This is a genomic window from Streptomyces sp. SID5464, assembly GCF_009862985.1.
GTDB classification, from domain to species: Bacteria; Actinomycetota; Actinomycetes; order Streptomycetales; family Streptomycetaceae; genus Streptomyces; species Streptomyces chartreusis_D.
In genome coordinates this window covers 252,737-266,991 of the sequence record NZ_WWIQ01000059.1, presented here as the reverse complement: position 1 = coordinate 266,991, position 14,255 = coordinate 252,737, and the positions used below count along the sequence as shown (strand labels likewise).

The 14,255-nt window shown below is 72.5% G+C and carries 13 protein-coding genes and 1 pseudogene; 7 read left to right on the top strand and 7 right to left on the bottom strand.

Features of this window, described 5'->3' with window-relative positions; genetic code table 11:
• Nucleotides 1-118 precede the first annotated feature (118 nt).
• Nucleotides 119-904 (top strand): GntR family transcriptional regulator, encoded by a 786-nt coding sequence (locus tag GTY47_RS29725; RefSeq protein WP_010044029.1) that lies wholly within the window; start codon nucleotides 119-121, stop codon nucleotides 902-904.
• Here GTY47_RS29725 and GTY47_RS29720 read toward each other — a convergent pair.
• Nucleotides 861-1,799, bottom strand: a complete 939-nt coding sequence (locus tag GTY47_RS29720) for a helix-turn-helix domain-containing protein (protein WP_010044027.1) — start codon at nucleotides 1,797-1,799, stop codon at nucleotides 861-863. The genes GTY47_RS29725 and GTY47_RS29720 overlap by 44 nt on opposite strands.
• 151 nt (nucleotides 1,800-1,950) lie before the next feature.
• Between GTY47_RS29720 and GTY47_RS29715 the strand changes: the two genes are divergently transcribed.
• Nucleotides 1,951-2,784 carry an alpha/beta hydrolase gene (locus tag GTY47_RS29715; RefSeq protein ID WP_010044025.1) on the top strand — a complete coding sequence of 278 codons (834 nt, stop codon included), beginning with the start codon at nucleotides 1,951-1,953 and terminating at the stop codon, nucleotides 2,782-2,784.
• A gap of 29 nt (nucleotides 2,785-2,813) precedes the next feature.
• Nucleotides 2,814-3,635, top strand: a complete 822-nt coding sequence (locus GTY47_RS29710; protein WP_010044023.1) for an alpha/beta hydrolase — start codon at nucleotides 2,814-2,816, stop codon at nucleotides 3,633-3,635.
• Here the strand turns inward: GTY47_RS29710 and GTY47_RS29705 are convergent, their stop codons facing one another.
• Entirely contained in the window at nucleotides 3,636-4,361 is a 726-nt protein-coding gene (locus GTY47_RS29705) for a class I SAM-dependent methyltransferase (RefSeq protein ID WP_010044022.1), read from the bottom strand.
• Nucleotides 4,362-4,485: 124 nt separating this feature from the next.
• Nucleotides 4,486-5,055, bottom strand: a complete 570-nt coding sequence (locus GTY47_RS29700; RefSeq protein WP_010044021.1) for a PadR family transcriptional regulator — start codon at nucleotides 5,053-5,055, stop codon at nucleotides 4,486-4,488.
• 70 nt (nucleotides 5,056-5,125) lie between these two features.
• Here GTY47_RS29700 and GTY47_RS29695 point away from each other — a divergent pair, with 70 nt between their 5' ends.
• The 4 genes and pseudogenes from GTY47_RS29695 to GTY47_RS29680 form a co-directional block, all read left to right on the top strand.
• On the top strand, nucleotides 5,126-5,524 hold the full coding sequence (locus GTY47_RS29695; protein WP_010044020.1) for a nuclear transport factor 2 family protein: 399 nt from the start codon (nucleotides 5,126-5,128) through the stop codon (nucleotides 5,522-5,524).
• 69 nt (nucleotides 5,525-5,593) lie between these two features.
• A complete protein-coding gene (locus tag GTY47_RS29690) occupies nucleotides 5,594-6,421 on the top strand; it encodes a class I SAM-dependent methyltransferase (protein WP_010044018.1) in 828 nt (275 codons plus the stop codon).
• A 245-nt stretch (nucleotides 6,422-6,666) separates the two neighbouring features.
• Complete coding sequence (gene rho / locus GTY47_RS29685; RefSeq protein WP_010044015.1) at nucleotides 6,667-7,809, top strand: transcription termination factor Rho; 1,143 nt, start codon at nucleotides 6,667-6,669, stop codon at nucleotides 7,807-7,809.
• Nucleotides 7,810-7,979: 170 nt separating this feature from the next.
• Nucleotides 7,980-8,864 (top strand): annotated as a pseudogene (locus GTY47_RS29680) (serine hydrolase); the annotation flags it as partial.
• 11 nt (nucleotides 8,865-8,875) lie between these two features.
• Here GTY47_RS29680 and GTY47_RS41940 read toward each other — a convergent pair.
• From GTY47_RS41940 to aspA, 4 genes are all read right to left on the bottom strand, one after another.
• The gene (locus GTY47_RS41940; RefSeq protein ID WP_010044011.1) at nucleotides 8,876-10,258 is read right to left on the bottom strand and encodes a glycosyltransferase 87 family protein; all 1,383 of its coding nucleotides are present in this window, start codon (nucleotides 10,256-10,258) and stop codon (nucleotides 8,876-8,878) included.
• On the bottom strand, nucleotides 10,255-11,649 hold the full coding sequence (gene mptB, locus GTY47_RS29670; RefSeq protein ID WP_010044009.1) for a polyprenol phosphomannose-dependent alpha 1,6 mannosyltransferase MptB: 1,395 nt from the start codon (nucleotides 11,647-11,649) through the stop codon (nucleotides 10,255-10,257). The genes GTY47_RS41940 and mptB overlap by 4 nt, the downstream gene beginning before the upstream one ends.
• Nucleotides 11,650-11,762: 113 nt before the next feature.
• Nucleotides 11,763-12,686, bottom strand: a complete 924-nt coding sequence (locus tag GTY47_RS29665) for a glutaminase (protein ID WP_010044006.1) — start codon at nucleotides 12,684-12,686, stop codon at nucleotides 11,763-11,765.
• A gap of 43 nt (nucleotides 12,687-12,729) precedes the next feature.
• Nucleotides 12,730-14,142: an aspartate ammonia-lyase gene (gene aspA / locus GTY47_RS29660; protein ID WP_010044004.1), complete on the bottom strand. Its 1,413-nt coding sequence runs from the start codon at nucleotides 14,140-14,142 to the stop codon at nucleotides 12,730-12,732.
• Between the last annotated feature and the right edge of the window lie 113 nt (nucleotides 14,143-14,255).

Sequence of the window (14,255 nt, the reverse complement as noted above, 5' to 3'; positions counted from 1 at the left end):
GCGGGCCGGTTTCGGCCGAACCACCCGCCCGCCCTTCCCGGCTGGTTTAGACCAATGCTAGACCTGGTGGCGCAATGAGCCCGCACGGCTACCGAACGTCACCAACAGGAGGCGCGGCATGGCCCGCACCACCCCGCACGACCACCCGCCGACCGAAGGAGAGCCCCTGTACCGGCGGATCGCCACGGAGTTGCTCGGCGAACTGCGCGACGGCACGGTGCCGCCCGGCGAGCGGCTGCCGGGCGAGCGGCGGCTGGCCGGACACTTCGGGGTCAGCCGGGAGACGGTACGGCAGGCGCTGGAGCTGCTGCGTCACGACGGCCTCGTCGCCACCGACCGGCGCGGCAGCCACGCCACCCTGCCCGGCCGGCCGGTCGAGACCCCGGCCGCGCTCACCTTCCCGGTCGGCGCCGGGGCAGCGACACCGGGCACGGTCGCCCGCGCCACCGTGGCCTGGGAGCCGCCCCCGCCGGACCACGCCGAGGCCCTGGGCCTGGCCCCGGACCGGCCCACCCTGATCCACCGCTACCGGTATGCCACCGCCGACGGACGCGGACTGCGTACCGCCGTGACGTCCTTCTCCGCCGTGGCGCTCGCGGAGGTGGAGGAGCTCGCACGCTACCGCGACCGCGCCGACGGCACCGCCGCCGCGCACCTGCGGCGCGCCTACGACTGGATGCGGCGCGCCGGTCTGACCCTGCACCACCGCGACGCCATCACCCCCCTCGCGAGCACGCCGTCGGTGCGGGTCACCCGGCGCGTGCACGACCAGTACGCGCGTCCGCTGGAGATCACCGACCTCGTGGTGGACGCCCAACAGGACGCGCTGGTCTACGAGTTCACCCTGCCGGGCCGGGCGCCTACGCCCGCCACTGCCGGGGCGTCACGCCGTACGCGGCCTTGAATCGGCGCGCGAAGTGGCTGGGATCGGTGAAACCCCAGGCACGGGCGACCGAGGCGATGGTCCGAGTGCGTCCCACCGGGGAGACCAGGGCGGCGCGGGCACCTTCGAGGCGCTGCTCGATGATCCACTGCTCCAGGCTCAGCCCGGCCCGCGCGCACAGGCGGTACAGGGCGCGCACGGAGATGTTGTGGGCGTGCGCGACACGGGAGGCCGTGAGGTCCGGTTCCGTCAGATGGGTGCGGGCGTAGGCGAGGACGCGCTGGAGGAGGGACTCGGCCGGGACGGGCCGGGCGTCGGCGTCCACTCCGGCGGCGGAGGTGAGCAGCGCGCGCACGAGTTCCACGGTGGCCGTGCCGAGGGCGGCCGCACCCGGGTCGCCTTCGAGGGTGTCGGCGTCGGCGTGAAGGCGGGCGATGTGCACGCGGACCATGTCGTACAGAGGACTGGCCCGCAGCCGCTCGGCGCCCCGGCGGACGATGTGCGGGGGCACGCCGAGGAGGTCGTACGGCACCTGGAGGGCCCGTGCGCCCCCGCGGCCCGACCAGGCGAACTCGTAGGGGATCGTCAGGTCGTTGAGCATCAGCTCGCCTGGTTCGACCAGGTCCTGCCGGTCCGACTGGCCGAACCGGCCCGTGCCGTGGACCTGGAGGGACAGGGAGACCATCGACGGACCCTCAAGACGCAGACAGCGGGGGCTACGGGTCACTGCCCAGCCGGAGGAACTGCTCGTGAAGAGCATGAGCTCGCCGAAGTGCCAGCGCTCCATCCGCGCGAACACCCGCTCCCCGCTCTCCTCCATGCGGACGCGCGACGGCACGGACGAACTCAGCAGGGCGGCACGGAAGGCCTCCACGCGCTCGTCCGCCGCCAGCTCCGCCGTGTCCAGAAGGATCATCCCCAGCCCTCCCCGCCCCCGGCACGGTGAGTCGAGGACCGGACACCGTGAGCCGATCCGTCCACCGCTTCCGCTGCCAGTATCGGCCAGAGGCGAACGCCCTGCGCGTGTCCGGGGCGACCGAGACCGAGTTTCAGGGGGGAACGACCGAATGAGCACACCTGACGAGGAGCTGATCGAGCGGGCCAACGCCGCCGGCCGGACGCCCGTCGTCTTCGTCCACGGCCTGTGGCTGCTGCCGAGCAGCTGGGACCGCTGGGCGCAGCACTTCGAGCGGGCCGGGTACGCCCCGGTCTCGCTGTCCTGGCCCGACGACCCCGGCACCGTCGAGGAGGCCAACCGTCACCCGGAGGTCCTCGCCGGCAAGACGGTCGGGCAGGTCGCCGACCACCTCGCGGGACTGATCGGCGGCCTGAAGCGCAATCCGGCGGTCATCGGTCACTCGTTCGGCGGACTGCTCACCCAGATTCTCGCCGGGCGGGGCCTGTCCGCCGCGTCGGTCGCGATCGACCCGGCGCCGTTCCGGGGCGTGCTGCCGCTGCCCGTGTCGTCGCTGCGCTCGGCGGCGCCGGTGCTGACCAACCCGGCCAACCGCAACCGTGCCGTGCCGCTCACCTTCGACCAGTTCCGGTACGCCTTCGCCAACGCGGTGAGCGAGGAGGAGGCCCGGCAGCTGTACGAGACGTTCGCGGTACCGGCACCGGGCGCGCCGCTGTTCCAGGCGGCCACGGCGAACCTCAACCCGTGGACCGAGGCGAAGGTCGACACCGAGAACCCGGAGCGCGGTCCGCTGCTGATCATCTCGGGCGAGAAGGACCACACCGTGCCGTGGGCACTGTCCAACGCCTCGTACCGGCGCCAGCGGCGCAATCCCGGGATCACGGAGATCATCGAGATCAAGGACAGGGGCCACGCCCTGACCATCGACCACGGCTGGCAGGAGGTCGCGGACACCGCTCTGGCGTTCGTGCGGCGTTTCGTCTGATCTCGTCCCACGCACCGAGAGGATTCCCCATGAGCACGTTCACCACGTCCGACGGAACCGAGATCTACTACAAGGACTGGGGCGAGGGTCAGCCCGTGGTCTTCAGCCACGGCTGGCCCCTCAACGCGGACGCCTGGGACGGGCAGGCCCGTCTGGTCGCCGAGCACGGGTTCCGGGCGATCGCGCACGACCGCCGCGGGCACGGCCGCTCGGGTCAGCCGTGGCAGGGCAACCACATGGACCGGTACGCCGACGACCTGGCCGAGCTGATCGAGGCGCTGAACCTCGGCGACGCGGTCCTGGTGGGCCATTCGACCGGCGGCGGCGAGGTGGCCCGGTACATCGGGCGGCACGGGACCGCGCGGGTCGCCAAGGCCGTGCTGCTGGGCGCGGTGCCGCCGCTGATGCTGCGGACGGAGGCCAATCCGGAGGGCACCCCGAAGGACGCCTTCGACGGGATCCGCGCGGCCGTGGAGGCGGACCGCTCGCAGTTCTACTGGGAGCTGAGCGAGAGTTTCTACGGCTTCAACCGGCCCGGGGCCGCCGTGTCGGAGGGTGTGCGGCGGGCGTTCTGGATGTGGAGCATGCAGGCCGGGCTGAAGGGCGCCTACGACTGCGTCGCGCAGTTCTCGGAGACCGACTTCACCGAGGACCTCGGGCGGATCGACGTGCCGACGCTGGTCGCGCACGGCGACGACGACCAGATCGTGCCGATCGGCGCCTCGGCCCAGCGGACCGCCCAGCTCGTCAAGGACGCGACGCTGAAGGTGTACCCGGGCGCCCCGCACGGTCTGGTGGGCGACTTCGAGAAGGCGTTCAACGACGATCTGCTGAACTTCCTGCGCGGCTGACTAACCCGGAGTCCGGGCGACGACCAGCCGCACCCGCGGGCTGCCGTCCCGCCGTCGGCCGAACTCCGGCAGCGCGTGGAGATCCACCCGGAAGCCGGCCCGGGCGAGTTCACGCCGTACGTCCCCGAAGCGGAACGCGCGGTAGTACATGACGAACGGAGGCCGCCACAGCGCGTTGCGCACCCGCATCACCGCGTCGAAGCCGAGCAGCATCCAGTAGCCGAGCGAGCCCGGGCGGGGCGGAGCCACCAGCGGAAACGCGAAGCAGCCGCCCGGCCGCAGGACGGAGCGGACCTGCGCGAACAGCCCGGGCAGCTCGCGGGGCAGGAAGTGCCCGAAGGCCCCGAAGCTCACCACCAGGTCGAAGGCGGACCCGAAGGGCAGGGCGCGGGCATCCGCGCGGACGAAGGAGACCGGCGGCCCGGTCGGCCGGACCCGCTCCCGGGCCACGTCGAGCATGCCGGCGCTGAAGTCGACACCGACGACCCGCTCCCGGCACACCCCTGCCAGCACACCGACGCCCGCGCCGGTTCCGCAGCACAGGTCGAGCCCGGCGTCGAAGGGTCCCGTCCGCCGCAGCGCCGATTCGACGGCGTCGAGGACCGCGTCGGGCGTCCGGAAAGGGGTGTGATCGAACTTCGGCGCGAGGAGGTCGTAGCCGCGCTCGACGGACGACAGCGCCTGGGCGGCGAGCTCGCGCAGGCTGGGGCCTTCGGGGCTGAACATCGGCTCAGCCTAGGGCCTGTCCGGCAGATGCCCGTCGTCCGCCCGGAGGGCGGGCTCCGCGACGTCTGGTGCGTGCGCTCGCGGCGAACGTGCGTGCCGGACGCCGCGGAGCAGGCGGGGGTTGTCAGACAGGCCCTAGGGGAGCTCGCTGCTTCAGGACGGTGAGTACGCGCGCGCACCAGCGGAGGTTCTCCTCCTCGAAGGCGATGCCTCCCATCAGCGTGAGGTACGGGCCGATGCGGTCGGCCTCCCGCAGGTACTCCTCCTCGCTGCGGCCGGCCAGGAGGCGTTCGCGGACGCGCTCGTAGCGGGCGAGCTTGCCGCGGGACCACGCCTCGCGTTCCTCGACCAGCGCACGGGTGGCCTCGGGGTCCGTTCCGTCCATGGCCTGGATCTTGATGAGGAGTTCGTCGCGGATGGCGGTGGGCCGGCGGGGCGGCGTGACGGCGAAGGCGCGCAGGTCCTGACGGCCCGCCTCGGTGAGCGTGAACATCCGCTTGTCGGGCCGCCGTTCCTGGCGCACCACCCTGGCCTCGATCAGCCCGTCCTGCGCGAGACGCTCCAGTTCCCGGTAGAGCTGCTGCGGGGTCGCGGCCCAGAAGTTCGCGAGCGACACGTCGAACACCTTGGACAGCTCGTACCCCGAGGCCTCCCCCTCCAGGAGGGCGGCCAGCACGGCGTACTTGAGTGACATGTGGACAGCGTAGCAACGGTTGATTAATCTAATCCGCACCTACTCAATTAATTGACCAAGGCGGGGTTCGATGCGTGCATTCCGTGAGGCGGTCGAGGCACTCGACCTCGACGCCGTCGAGGCGCTGCTGGCGCCGGACGTCGTCTTCACCAGCCCGGTCGTGTTCAAGCCGTACACCGGCAAGCCGATCACCGCGGCGATCCTGCGCGCCGTCTCCGGTGTCTTCGAGGACTTCCGCTACGTGCGCGAGATCAACGACGCGAACGGTCGTGACCACGCCCTGGTCTTCACCGCCCGCGTGGGCGACCGGGAGCTCAACGGCTGCGACTTCATCCACGTCGACGAAGACGGGCTCATCGACGAACTGACCGTGATGGTGCGTCCGTTGTCGGCGGCGCAGGCGCTGGCGGCGGCCATGGGCGCGCAGTTCGAGCGGATCGCCGAGGAGGCACGGGCGCACTCGATGTGAGCGACACGTCCGAGGTCCGTTTCCCGCGTTCTGCCGCCGTTCGCGGCGCGCCGACGGTTGGATGTCCTCATGACGTCCGTCGATCACGACCGGCTGATGCGGGCCAACCAGGCGAACTGGGACGCCCGCACGCCCGTCCATCTCGCCAGCCGGTTCTACGGTCTCGACCAAAACCCCGACCCCGAGCGCTGGTTCGCGCCCTGGGAGTGGGAGGACCTCGGCGAGCTGGCCGACCGTGATGTGCTGCACCTCCAGTGTCACCTCGGCACGGAGACGATCGCCTTCGCACGGCGCGGCGCCCGGGCCGTCGGCCTCGACTTCTCCGAGGCGTCCGTGGCGGCCGCGACCGGCATCGCCGCGCAGGCCGGCGCGGACGTGACGTACGTCCGGGCGAACGTGTACGACGCCCACGAGGCCCTGGACGGGCGGCAGTTCGACGTCGTCTACACCGGCAAGGGCGCCCTGTGCTACCTGCCGGACCTGCACCGGTGGGCGGAGGTCGTCGGTCGGCTCCTGCGCCCCGGCGGCCGGTTCTACGTCGTCGAGTTCCACCCCCTGCTCAACTCGCTCGGCCCGAAACCCGCTCCGGGTGAGGGCCCCGAGCTGCTCCTGCGCCACGACTACCTGGGCGGCGGCGGTCCCGTGCACCGGGACGCGACCCACACCTACACGGACGGCCCGGCCGTCGAGGGCGCCACGGACAGTTACGAGTGGATGCATGGAATGGGCGAGGTCGTCAACGCGTTGACGGAGGCGGGACTGACCGTCCGGCGGCTGCGGGAAAGCGACGAACTTCCCTGGCCGCGCTGGCCGCAGATGGTCCGTACGGAGTCCGGCTGGTGGCGGTTGCCCGAGCCGCGGATCCCCCTGCTGTACGGGCTGCTGGCCACACACTGAGGTACATCTCTCTCCCCCGGTGCCCCATCGGGTGGTAACCTGCGAAGAGCACTTGTGCACGCCCCTCTCTGTGGGCGCCGGTGCGATTCTTCCTCTCTCCATCATTCCCGGCATCTCGACGTGCTCTGTCGTACCCGAGGTGCTGTTCCCCGCCGCCGGAGGCGTGCCCCAGGCCCTCCCCTCGCGGCCCTCTCCCCCTCCCTTCGCATGTCTCATGCCTGCCGTCCGTGAAAGGACACACCACCATGACCACCACACTCGACACCGCTCCCGCCCAGCGGCAGTCCGGGCCCCGGACCGTCCTCGGCGTCCTCGACATCGACGCGAGCGGGAAGGGGCAGCTGCGCGGCGAGAACTGCCGGCCCACGCCCGACGACCCCGCCGTCTCCCCCGCCCTGATCCGCCGCCACGGCCTGCGCAAGGGCGACCTCGTCGAGGGCACCCTGGGCGACCGGCGCGGTCTCACCGACGTCGCACGGGTCGACGGCCGTACGCCCGCGGAACTGCGTGGCCGTCGGCACTTCCGGGACCTGACGCCCCTGCATCCCCACGAGCGCCTGCGTCTCGAGCACCCGGCCGCCGGACTGGCCGGCCGGGTCGTCGACCTGATCGCACCGGTCGGCAAGGGCCAGCGCGGGCTTCTCGTGGCCCCGCCCAAGACCGGCAAGACCGTCCTCCTCCAGCAGCTCGCGGCCGCCGTCACGGGCAACCATCCCGAGTGCCGGCTGATGATGCTGCTGCTCGACGAGCGGCCCGAGGAGGTCACCGACATGCGGCGCAGCGTGCGGGGCGAGGTGTACGCCTCGACCTTCGACCGGAGCGCCAGGCAGCACATCGCGCTCGCGGAGCTCGTGATCGAGCGGGCCAAGCGGCTCGTCGAGGCCGGTGAGGACGTCGTGATCCTCCTCGACTCCCTCACCCGGCTGTGCCGGGCGCACAACAACGCGGCCGCCTCCGGGGGCCGCATCCTCACCGGGGGCGTCGACGCGTCCGCGCTGACCGGCCCCAAGCGGTTCTTCGGCGCCGCCCGGTCGGCCGAGGAGGGCGGTTCCCTCACGATCCTCGCGACGGCGCTGGTGGAGACCGGTTCCCGGGCCGACGACTTCTACTTCGAGGAGCTGAAGAGCACGGGCAACATGGAGCTCCGCCTGAGCCGCGAGCCGGCGTCCCGCCGCGTCTTCCCGGCCGTCGACATCATCCCCTCCGGCACCCGCCGCGAGGAACTCCTGCTCCCGCCGGGCGAGTTGGCGGCCGTGCACGGCCTGCGGCGCGTGCTGCAGAACCGGGACGGGCAGGGCGCCCTGGAGACCCTTCTGGAACGCATGCGCGAGACCCCGGACAACGCGACGTTCCTGCGGCGCGTCCAGCCGACGCTGCCCTCGGTCTGAGGTGCGGCCGTCGCGTCAGCCGGGCCTGCCCGTGCCGGCCCGGAGCAGGGACGCCCCGGCGGGCGTGGCGATCGGCACCGGTCGGCCGTGCGTGCGGCATCCGGGTGCTCGCGCGTGATGTCCGGCCCGGTCGTCGCGGTGCGGAGGACATCCGTTTCTACGTTGATCATATGATCAACGGAATCTCTTCCCGGGTGGCCGCGTCGACCTGTGTGCTCTGTGCGGCAGGGCTGCTGGCCCTGATGCCCGCCGCGGCGGCCGGTCCCGGCAGGGCGGAACCCAGTCCGCCGGCCGGGCCGAGGGCGGCGGCCCCGCACTCCTCGCTGCTGCACCGCCCCGGCACGCAGGTCCGCCCGCGCGCCGGGGCGCCCCGCCTCCCGGAGACCTCCGCGCTGTCCTGGCTGGTGGCCGACGCCCGCACCGGCGCGGTGCTCGCCGCCCACAACGCGCACCGCCCGCTGCCCCCGGCCAGCACCCTGAAGACCCTGTTCGCCCTCACGGTGCTGCCCACCCTGCCGGCCGGCATCCGGCACACGGTCCGCGGGGAAGAGCTCCGCGGCATCGGGGCCGGCAGCAGCATGGTCGGGGTCACCGAGGGCCGCACCTACCGCGTCGCCGACCTGTGGCGGGGTGTCTTCCTCAACTCCGGCAACGACGCCGTGCGCGTCCTGGCCGAGCTCAACGGCGGCTGGCGGGCCACGGCTCAGCGCATGCAGGCCAAGGCCCGGTCCCTGGGCGCCCGCGACACACACGTGGTCTCCCCGGACGGCTACGACGCGCCGGGCCAGGTGTCGTCGGCGTTCGATCTGGCGGTCTTCGGCCGGGTCGGGCTGCGCAACCCCGACTTCGCGCGGTACTGCGCCACCGTGGAGGCCAGGTTCCCCGGCGGCGGAGGCTGGTCGTACCCGATCCGCAACACCAACCGGCTGCTGAGCGGCGCCCGCGGTGTGAAGCCGTACCGGGGTCTGATCGGCATCAAGAACGGATACACCAGCAAGGCGGGCAACACGCTCGTCGCGGCGGCGCGACGCGACGGGCGCACCCTCGTGGTGACGGTGATGAACCCTCAGGAGGGCGGCGGCTCCGCGGTGTACGAGGAGGCCCGCTCACTGCTCGACTGGGGTTTCGAGGCGGGCAGCCGGGTCGAACCGGTGGGTTCGCTCGACGTGTCGGGGGCTGCCGCGCGACCGGTGGCACCGACTCCGCCCGCCGTCGCGGCCACCGTGCCGAAGGAAGCCGGCTCCGGCTGGACGGAAGCGGGGCTGATCGCGGGTGCCGCCGGGTTGGGCGCGGCGATCGTGGTGCTGGTGCTGCGGCTGCCGGTCCGCCGCTCCGGAGGCTGACCGGCCGGCAGCCACAGCAGCAGGCCCAGAGTGATCCAGGCGTAGGTGTTGCTGCCCAGGAACCCGTCGACGCCGGACGCGTCGTCGAACCACAGCCACACCACGCTGGTGCACAGCACCGCGTACAGCGCGCCCGCGATCCGGGCGTGCCCGGTACGGAGCAGCACGGCGAAGGACGGCAGCAGCCACACGAGATGGTGCACCCAGGTGATCGGGCTGACGAGACAGGCGGCGAGGCCGGTCAGGGCGAACGCCGCCGTCCAGTCCCCCGCGGCGACCGCCCGGCGGGCCCGCAGCGCCCAGATGCCGAGCACCAGCAGAACCGCCACCGCCCACACCGCCCGGTCCGCCTCCCCCAGTCGGGCCAGGATGCCCTGTACCGACTGGTTCGAGACATAGCCGAGGCGGCCCACCCGGTTGGTGTCCCACAGCGCCTCGGTCCAGTAGTAGCGTGATGCGTCGGGATCCACCGACGCCGCGAGTGCCGTGGCACCGAGGGTGACGGTCGTGGCGACCGCCGCCGCGCGCCACCTCCCGGCCAACAGCAGCAGACCGATGAACAACGCCGGCGTGAGCTTGATCGCGGCCGCCAGCCCGATGCCGATGCCCGCCCAGCGTGTGCGTCCGGTGGCGAGCAGCGCCGCGTCGGTGAACACGAGAGCGAGCAGCAGCAGATTCACCTGGCCGAAGCTGAAGGTGTCGCGGAGCGGTTCGAACAGGGCGAGGACGCAGGCGGTCAGGGCCCAGCCGTACCAGCCGTGACGCCGCCAGGACGGGCCGGCGAGCAGCCGCAGGATCAGGGCCAGGGCCGCCAGGTTGAGCAGCAGGGCGGCGGCGATCGCGGTGCGCAGATCCAGCAGGGCCATCGGCAGCATGACCACGGCGGCGAAGGGCGGGTACGTGAAGCCGTACGGCGTGCCGGGGACCCGGTAGTCGTAGATCCGGCCGCCGTGGTGGACCCAGCTGTCGATGCTTCCGTAGTAGACACGCAGGTCGAACCAGTCGCGCAGGAGGGGCACGGTCGCGGTGAAGACCGTCACCACCGTGGCGAGGGCGAGCACGAGCAGCAGCCGGCCGCGGTCGGTGCGCGGCGGGGCCGGGGTCATGCCGTGCGTCCCAGTGCCGGTGCCAGCTCGGCCTGGTGGGCCTGCCACAGTACGACGACCGCGAGCGCGCCGCCGGAGACGGCCAGCACGAGTTGCCCGGTGTCGGCCGGGCCGCCGCCGGGCAGCACGCAAAGCGCGAGCACGCCGGTCACGGCCGCCATGCGGTGGCGTACGGAGGTGCTGGGCGCGGCGGCGGCGATGAGGAACAGGCCCCACAGGGCGTACCAGGGGCGGATCGCCGGGCCGAGCGCGGCCACCGCCGCCAGGCTCAGGCCCAGCGCGTACAGCGGTCGCGGGCGCAGCCGGAGCCATATCAGGACGATCGCGCCCCCGGCCGCCACGATGCCCAGAGTGTGCCAGACGGGCACCGCCAGGGGCGCGAGATCGCTGCCGAGGTGTTCCAGCAGGGCGCGGGTGGCGCGGCCGAGCAGGGTGGTCAGGGCCCAGTTCTGCGGCGAGACCGGGGTGTTCAGGGCGCCGATCCAGCCGTATCCGGTGCCTGCCGCGGCCGTGGCCGCGACGGTCGTCCCCGCGGCCGCGACGGCGGTCGTCACGAGGGCCTTCGCCGTACCGCGGCCCGCACGGACCTGGAGGACGACGACGGCGGCCAGACCGAGCGCGGCGGGCGCCTTGACCAGCGCGGCGAGCGTGACGAGCACGGCGCCGAGGAACGGCCACCGGCCGAGCGCCGCCACCAGGCCGGCGCCGAGCAGGCCCAGCATGACGGCGTCGTTGTGCGCGCCCGCGACCAGGTGCAGCAGGACGAGCGGGTTGAGGGCGCCCAGCCACAGCGCGGCGGACGGGTCGGCGCCGCTGTGGCGGGCGAGGCGGGGCAGCGCGGCCGCCATCAGGGCCACGCCGGCCAGTGCCACGAGCCGCATCCCGAACAGCCCGGCGGGCAGTTCACCGCGCGTGAGGGCCGACAGGGCCGCCGCGACGGCGAGGAACACCGGGCCGTACGGGGCGGCGGTGTGCCGCCAGAGCGGGGCGACCTCACCGGCGAGCGGGCCGCCGAGCTGCGACGGCCCGTGCGCGTAGACGTCCATGTGCGCATCGACCATCGCCCCTTGGGCGAGGTAGCTGTACACGTCCCGGCTGAACAGCGGCGGGGCGAGCAGCAGCGGGGCGGCCCAGACGGCGAGGACGAGCAGCAGGGCGCGGGGAGCGGGCGGTCTGGGTCCTCGCACCAGCCGGCCCAGCAGCGCCCAGGCCGCGATCAGCAGGACGAGTCCGAAGTACACCGCCACCATGCCGAGGGCGGCGGGCGCGGAGGCCGGGTGGAGGAGGTCCCGTACGGGCAGGGCTCCGGCCGTCTCACCGCCTGCCGCGAGGAAGGCGGTACCGGCCAGACCGAGTATCTGGCAGCGGCGGAGATCGACGGGGAAAGCCATGGCCAACACTCGGGCAGCGTGTCAACGTGGGGTGGCTCGAAGGCGACGTGGAGTGCTCCGGTGGGAAGCCGAAGGGTGACCGGCCGGTGATCAGGTGCGGGATGTCCGGTCCGTCAGAACACCGACAGGCCCGTCAGCGTCGTGAATCTGTCCAGGGCCGCGACGCCGGCCACCGAGTTGCCCCGTTCGTCCAGGCCCGGGCTCCACACGCACAGCGTGCAGCGGCCCGGGACGACCGCGATGATGCCCCCGCCCACGCCGCTCTTGCCGGGCAGGCCCACGCGGTAGGCGAAGTCGCCCGCCGCGTCGTACGTGCCGCAGGTCAGCATGATCGCGTTGATCTGCTTGGCCTGGCTGCGGGTGAGCAGGCGAGTGCCGTCGGCGCGGATGCCGTGCCGGGCGAGGAAGGTGGTGGCGAGGGCGAGGTCGGCGCAGGACGCCGCGATCGAGCACTGCCGGAAGTACTGGTCGAGCAGGACCGGCACCGGGTTGTCGATGTTGCCGTAGGACGCCATGAAGTGGCCGAGGGCGGCGTTGCGGTCGCCGTGGGCGGTCTCGGAGGCCGCGACCTCCTCGTCGAAGGTCAGCTCCGTGTTGCCGCTCTCCGCCCGCAGGAACTCCAGCAGTTCGCCCGACGCGTCGCCGGTACGGGTGTGCAGCCGGTCGGTGACGACGAGGGCGCCGGCGTTGATGAACGGGTTGCGCGGGATGCCGTTCTCGTACTCCAGCTGGACCAGGGAGTTGAAGGGGTTGCCGGAGGGCTCGCGGCCCACGTGTTCCCACAGGGCGTCGCCCTCGCGGGCCAGGCCGAGGGCGAGGGTGAAGACCTTGGTGATGGACTGCGCGGAGAAGGGCCGCCGCCAGTCCCCCACGCCGTACACCGTGCCGTCCGGCTCGGCGACGGCCATGCCGAAGCTGCGCGGGTCTCGGGCGGCGAGCGCCGGGATGTAGTCGGCGGGCCGGCCCCGGCCGGGCGTCCGCTCGATCTCCTCGGCGATGCGCTCCAGGACCGGCTGGAAGGTCGTCGACGACGTCATGATCCGATTGTTCCTCCCTGCCGGTCCCGGTGCCTCGCGTCCGTCAGGCCACCGGAGCCGGGCCGTTGCCGGCCAGGACCTCCGGGCGCAGCAGGCCGGCGAGCGTCTCGGCGGGCAGCAGGCCCTTCTCCAGGACGAGTTCGGCCACGCCCCGGCCGGTGGCGAGGGCCTCCTTGGCGATGTCGGTGGCGGCCGTGTAGCCGATGTGGGGGTTGAGGGCGGTGACGAGGCCGATGGAGTTCTCGACGGTCGCGCGCAGCGCCTCGGTGTTGGCGGTGATGCCGGCCACGCAGCGTTCGGCGAGCGTGAGGCAGGCGGCCCGCAGGTGGGTGACGGATTCCGACAGGGAGTGCAGGATGATCGGCTCGAAGGCGTTGAGCTGGAGCTGTCCGGCCTCGGCGGCCATGGTGATGGTCACGTCGTTGCCGATCACCTCGAAGGCGACCTGGTTGACGACCTCGGGGATCACCGGGTTGACCTTGCCGGGCATGATGGACGAACCGGCCTGCACCGGCGGCAGGTTGATTTCGTTCAGACCCGCGCGCGGGCCGGAGGACAGCAGCCTGAGGTCGTTGCAGCTCTTGGAGAGCTTGACGGCGATGCGCTTGAGCACGCCGGACATCTGGACGAAGGCGCCGCAGTCCTGGGTGGCCTCGACCAGGTTGGCCGCCGTCACCAGGGGCAGCCCGGTGATGGCCGCGAGGTGGCGGCGGGCCGACTCGGCGTATCCGGCGGGGGCGTTGAGGCCGGTGCCGATCGCCGTGGCGCCGAGGTTGATCTCATGGATCAGCTCGACGGCCTCGGCAAGACGGGACCGGTCCTCGTCGATCATGACGGCGTACGCGGAGAACTCCTGACCGAGCGTCATCGGCACCGCGTCCTGCAACTGTGTACGGCCCATCTTGAGCACGTCGCGGAACTCGACGGCCTTGCGGGCGAAGGCGTCCTGGAGGACGGACATCGCGTCGAGCAGGCCGCGCACCGCGAACACCGTCGCGATCTTGACGGCGGTGGGGTAGACGTCGTTGGTGGACTGGCCGAGGTTGACGTCCTCGTTCGGGTGCAGGAACCCGTACTCGCCCTTGGCGTGGCCCAGCAGTTCCAGCGCCCGGTTGGCGACGACCTCGTTGGCGTTCATGTTGGTGGAGGTGCCGGCACCGCCCTGGACGACGTCGACGACGAACTGGTCGTGCAGCTTGCCGTCGCGGATCTCCTGGCATGCCTCCACGATGGCGGCCGCCTTCCTCGGCTCCAGCAGGCCGAGTTCCTCGTTGGCGAGGGCGGCGGCCTCCTTGACGGCGGCCAGGGCGTCGATCAGGTGCGGGTAGGCGGAGATGGGCGTGCCCGTGATCGGGAAGTTCTCCTTGGCGCGCAGGGTGTGCACACCCCAGTAGGCCTCGGCGGGAACGTCACGGTCACCGAGCAGATCGTGTTCGGAACGGGTGGCGGCGGTCATGAGGGTGAGGGATCCCTTTTCTGAGGAGTGAGGGTGGGTGGGCGCCCCCTCAGGGGCGCGGGGAACTGCGCGATCAGCCACAGGGGATCCGCAGCCGCCGGACGGGAGAACCC

Coding starts and splice junctions, on each gene's coding strand:
- GTY47_RS29725 (WP_010044029.1), top strand. CDS start 119: ATGGCCCGCACCACCCCGCACGACCACCCGCCGACCGAAGGAGAGCCC.
- GTY47_RS29720 (WP_010044027.1), bottom strand. CDS start 1,799: ATGATCCTTCTGGACACGGCGGAGCTGGCGGCGGACGAGCGCGTGGAG.
- GTY47_RS29715 (WP_010044025.1), top strand. CDS start 1,951: ATGAGCACACCTGACGAGGAGCTGATCGAGCGGGCCAACGCCGCCGGC.
- GTY47_RS29710 (WP_010044023.1), top strand. CDS start 2,814: ATGAGCACGTTCACCACGTCCGACGGAACCGAGATCTACTACAAGGAC.
- GTY47_RS29705 (WP_010044022.1), bottom strand. CDS start 4,361: ATGTTCAGCCCCGAAGGCCCCAGCCTGCGCGAGCTCGCCGCCCAGGCG.
- GTY47_RS29700 (WP_010044021.1), bottom strand. CDS start 5,055: ATGTCACTCAAGTACGCCGTGCTGGCCGCCCTCCTGGAGGGGGAGGCC.
- GTY47_RS29695 (WP_010044020.1), top strand. CDS start 5,126: ATGCGTGCATTCCGTGAGGCGGTCGAGGCACTCGACCTCGACGCCGTC.
- GTY47_RS29690 (WP_010044018.1), top strand. CDS start 5,594: ATGACGTCCGTCGATCACGACCGGCTGATGCGGGCCAACCAGGCGAAC.
- rho (WP_010044015.1), top strand. CDS start 6,667: ATGACCACCACACTCGACACCGCTCCCGCCCAGCGGCAGTCCGGGCCC.
- GTY47_RS41940 (WP_010044011.1), bottom strand. CDS start 10,258: ATGACCCCGGCCCCGCCGCGCACCGACCGCGGCCGGCTGCTGCTCGTG.
- mptB (WP_010044009.1), bottom strand. CDS start 11,649: ATGGCTTTCCCCGTCGATCTCCGCCGCTGCCAGATACTCGGTCTGGCC.
- GTY47_RS29665 (WP_010044006.1), bottom strand. CDS start 12,686: ATGACGTCGTCGACGACCTTCCAGCCGGTCCTGGAGCGCATCGCCGAG.
- aspA (WP_010044004.1), bottom strand. CDS start 14,142: ATGACCGCCGCCACCCGTTCCGAACACGATCTGCTCGGTGACCGTGAC.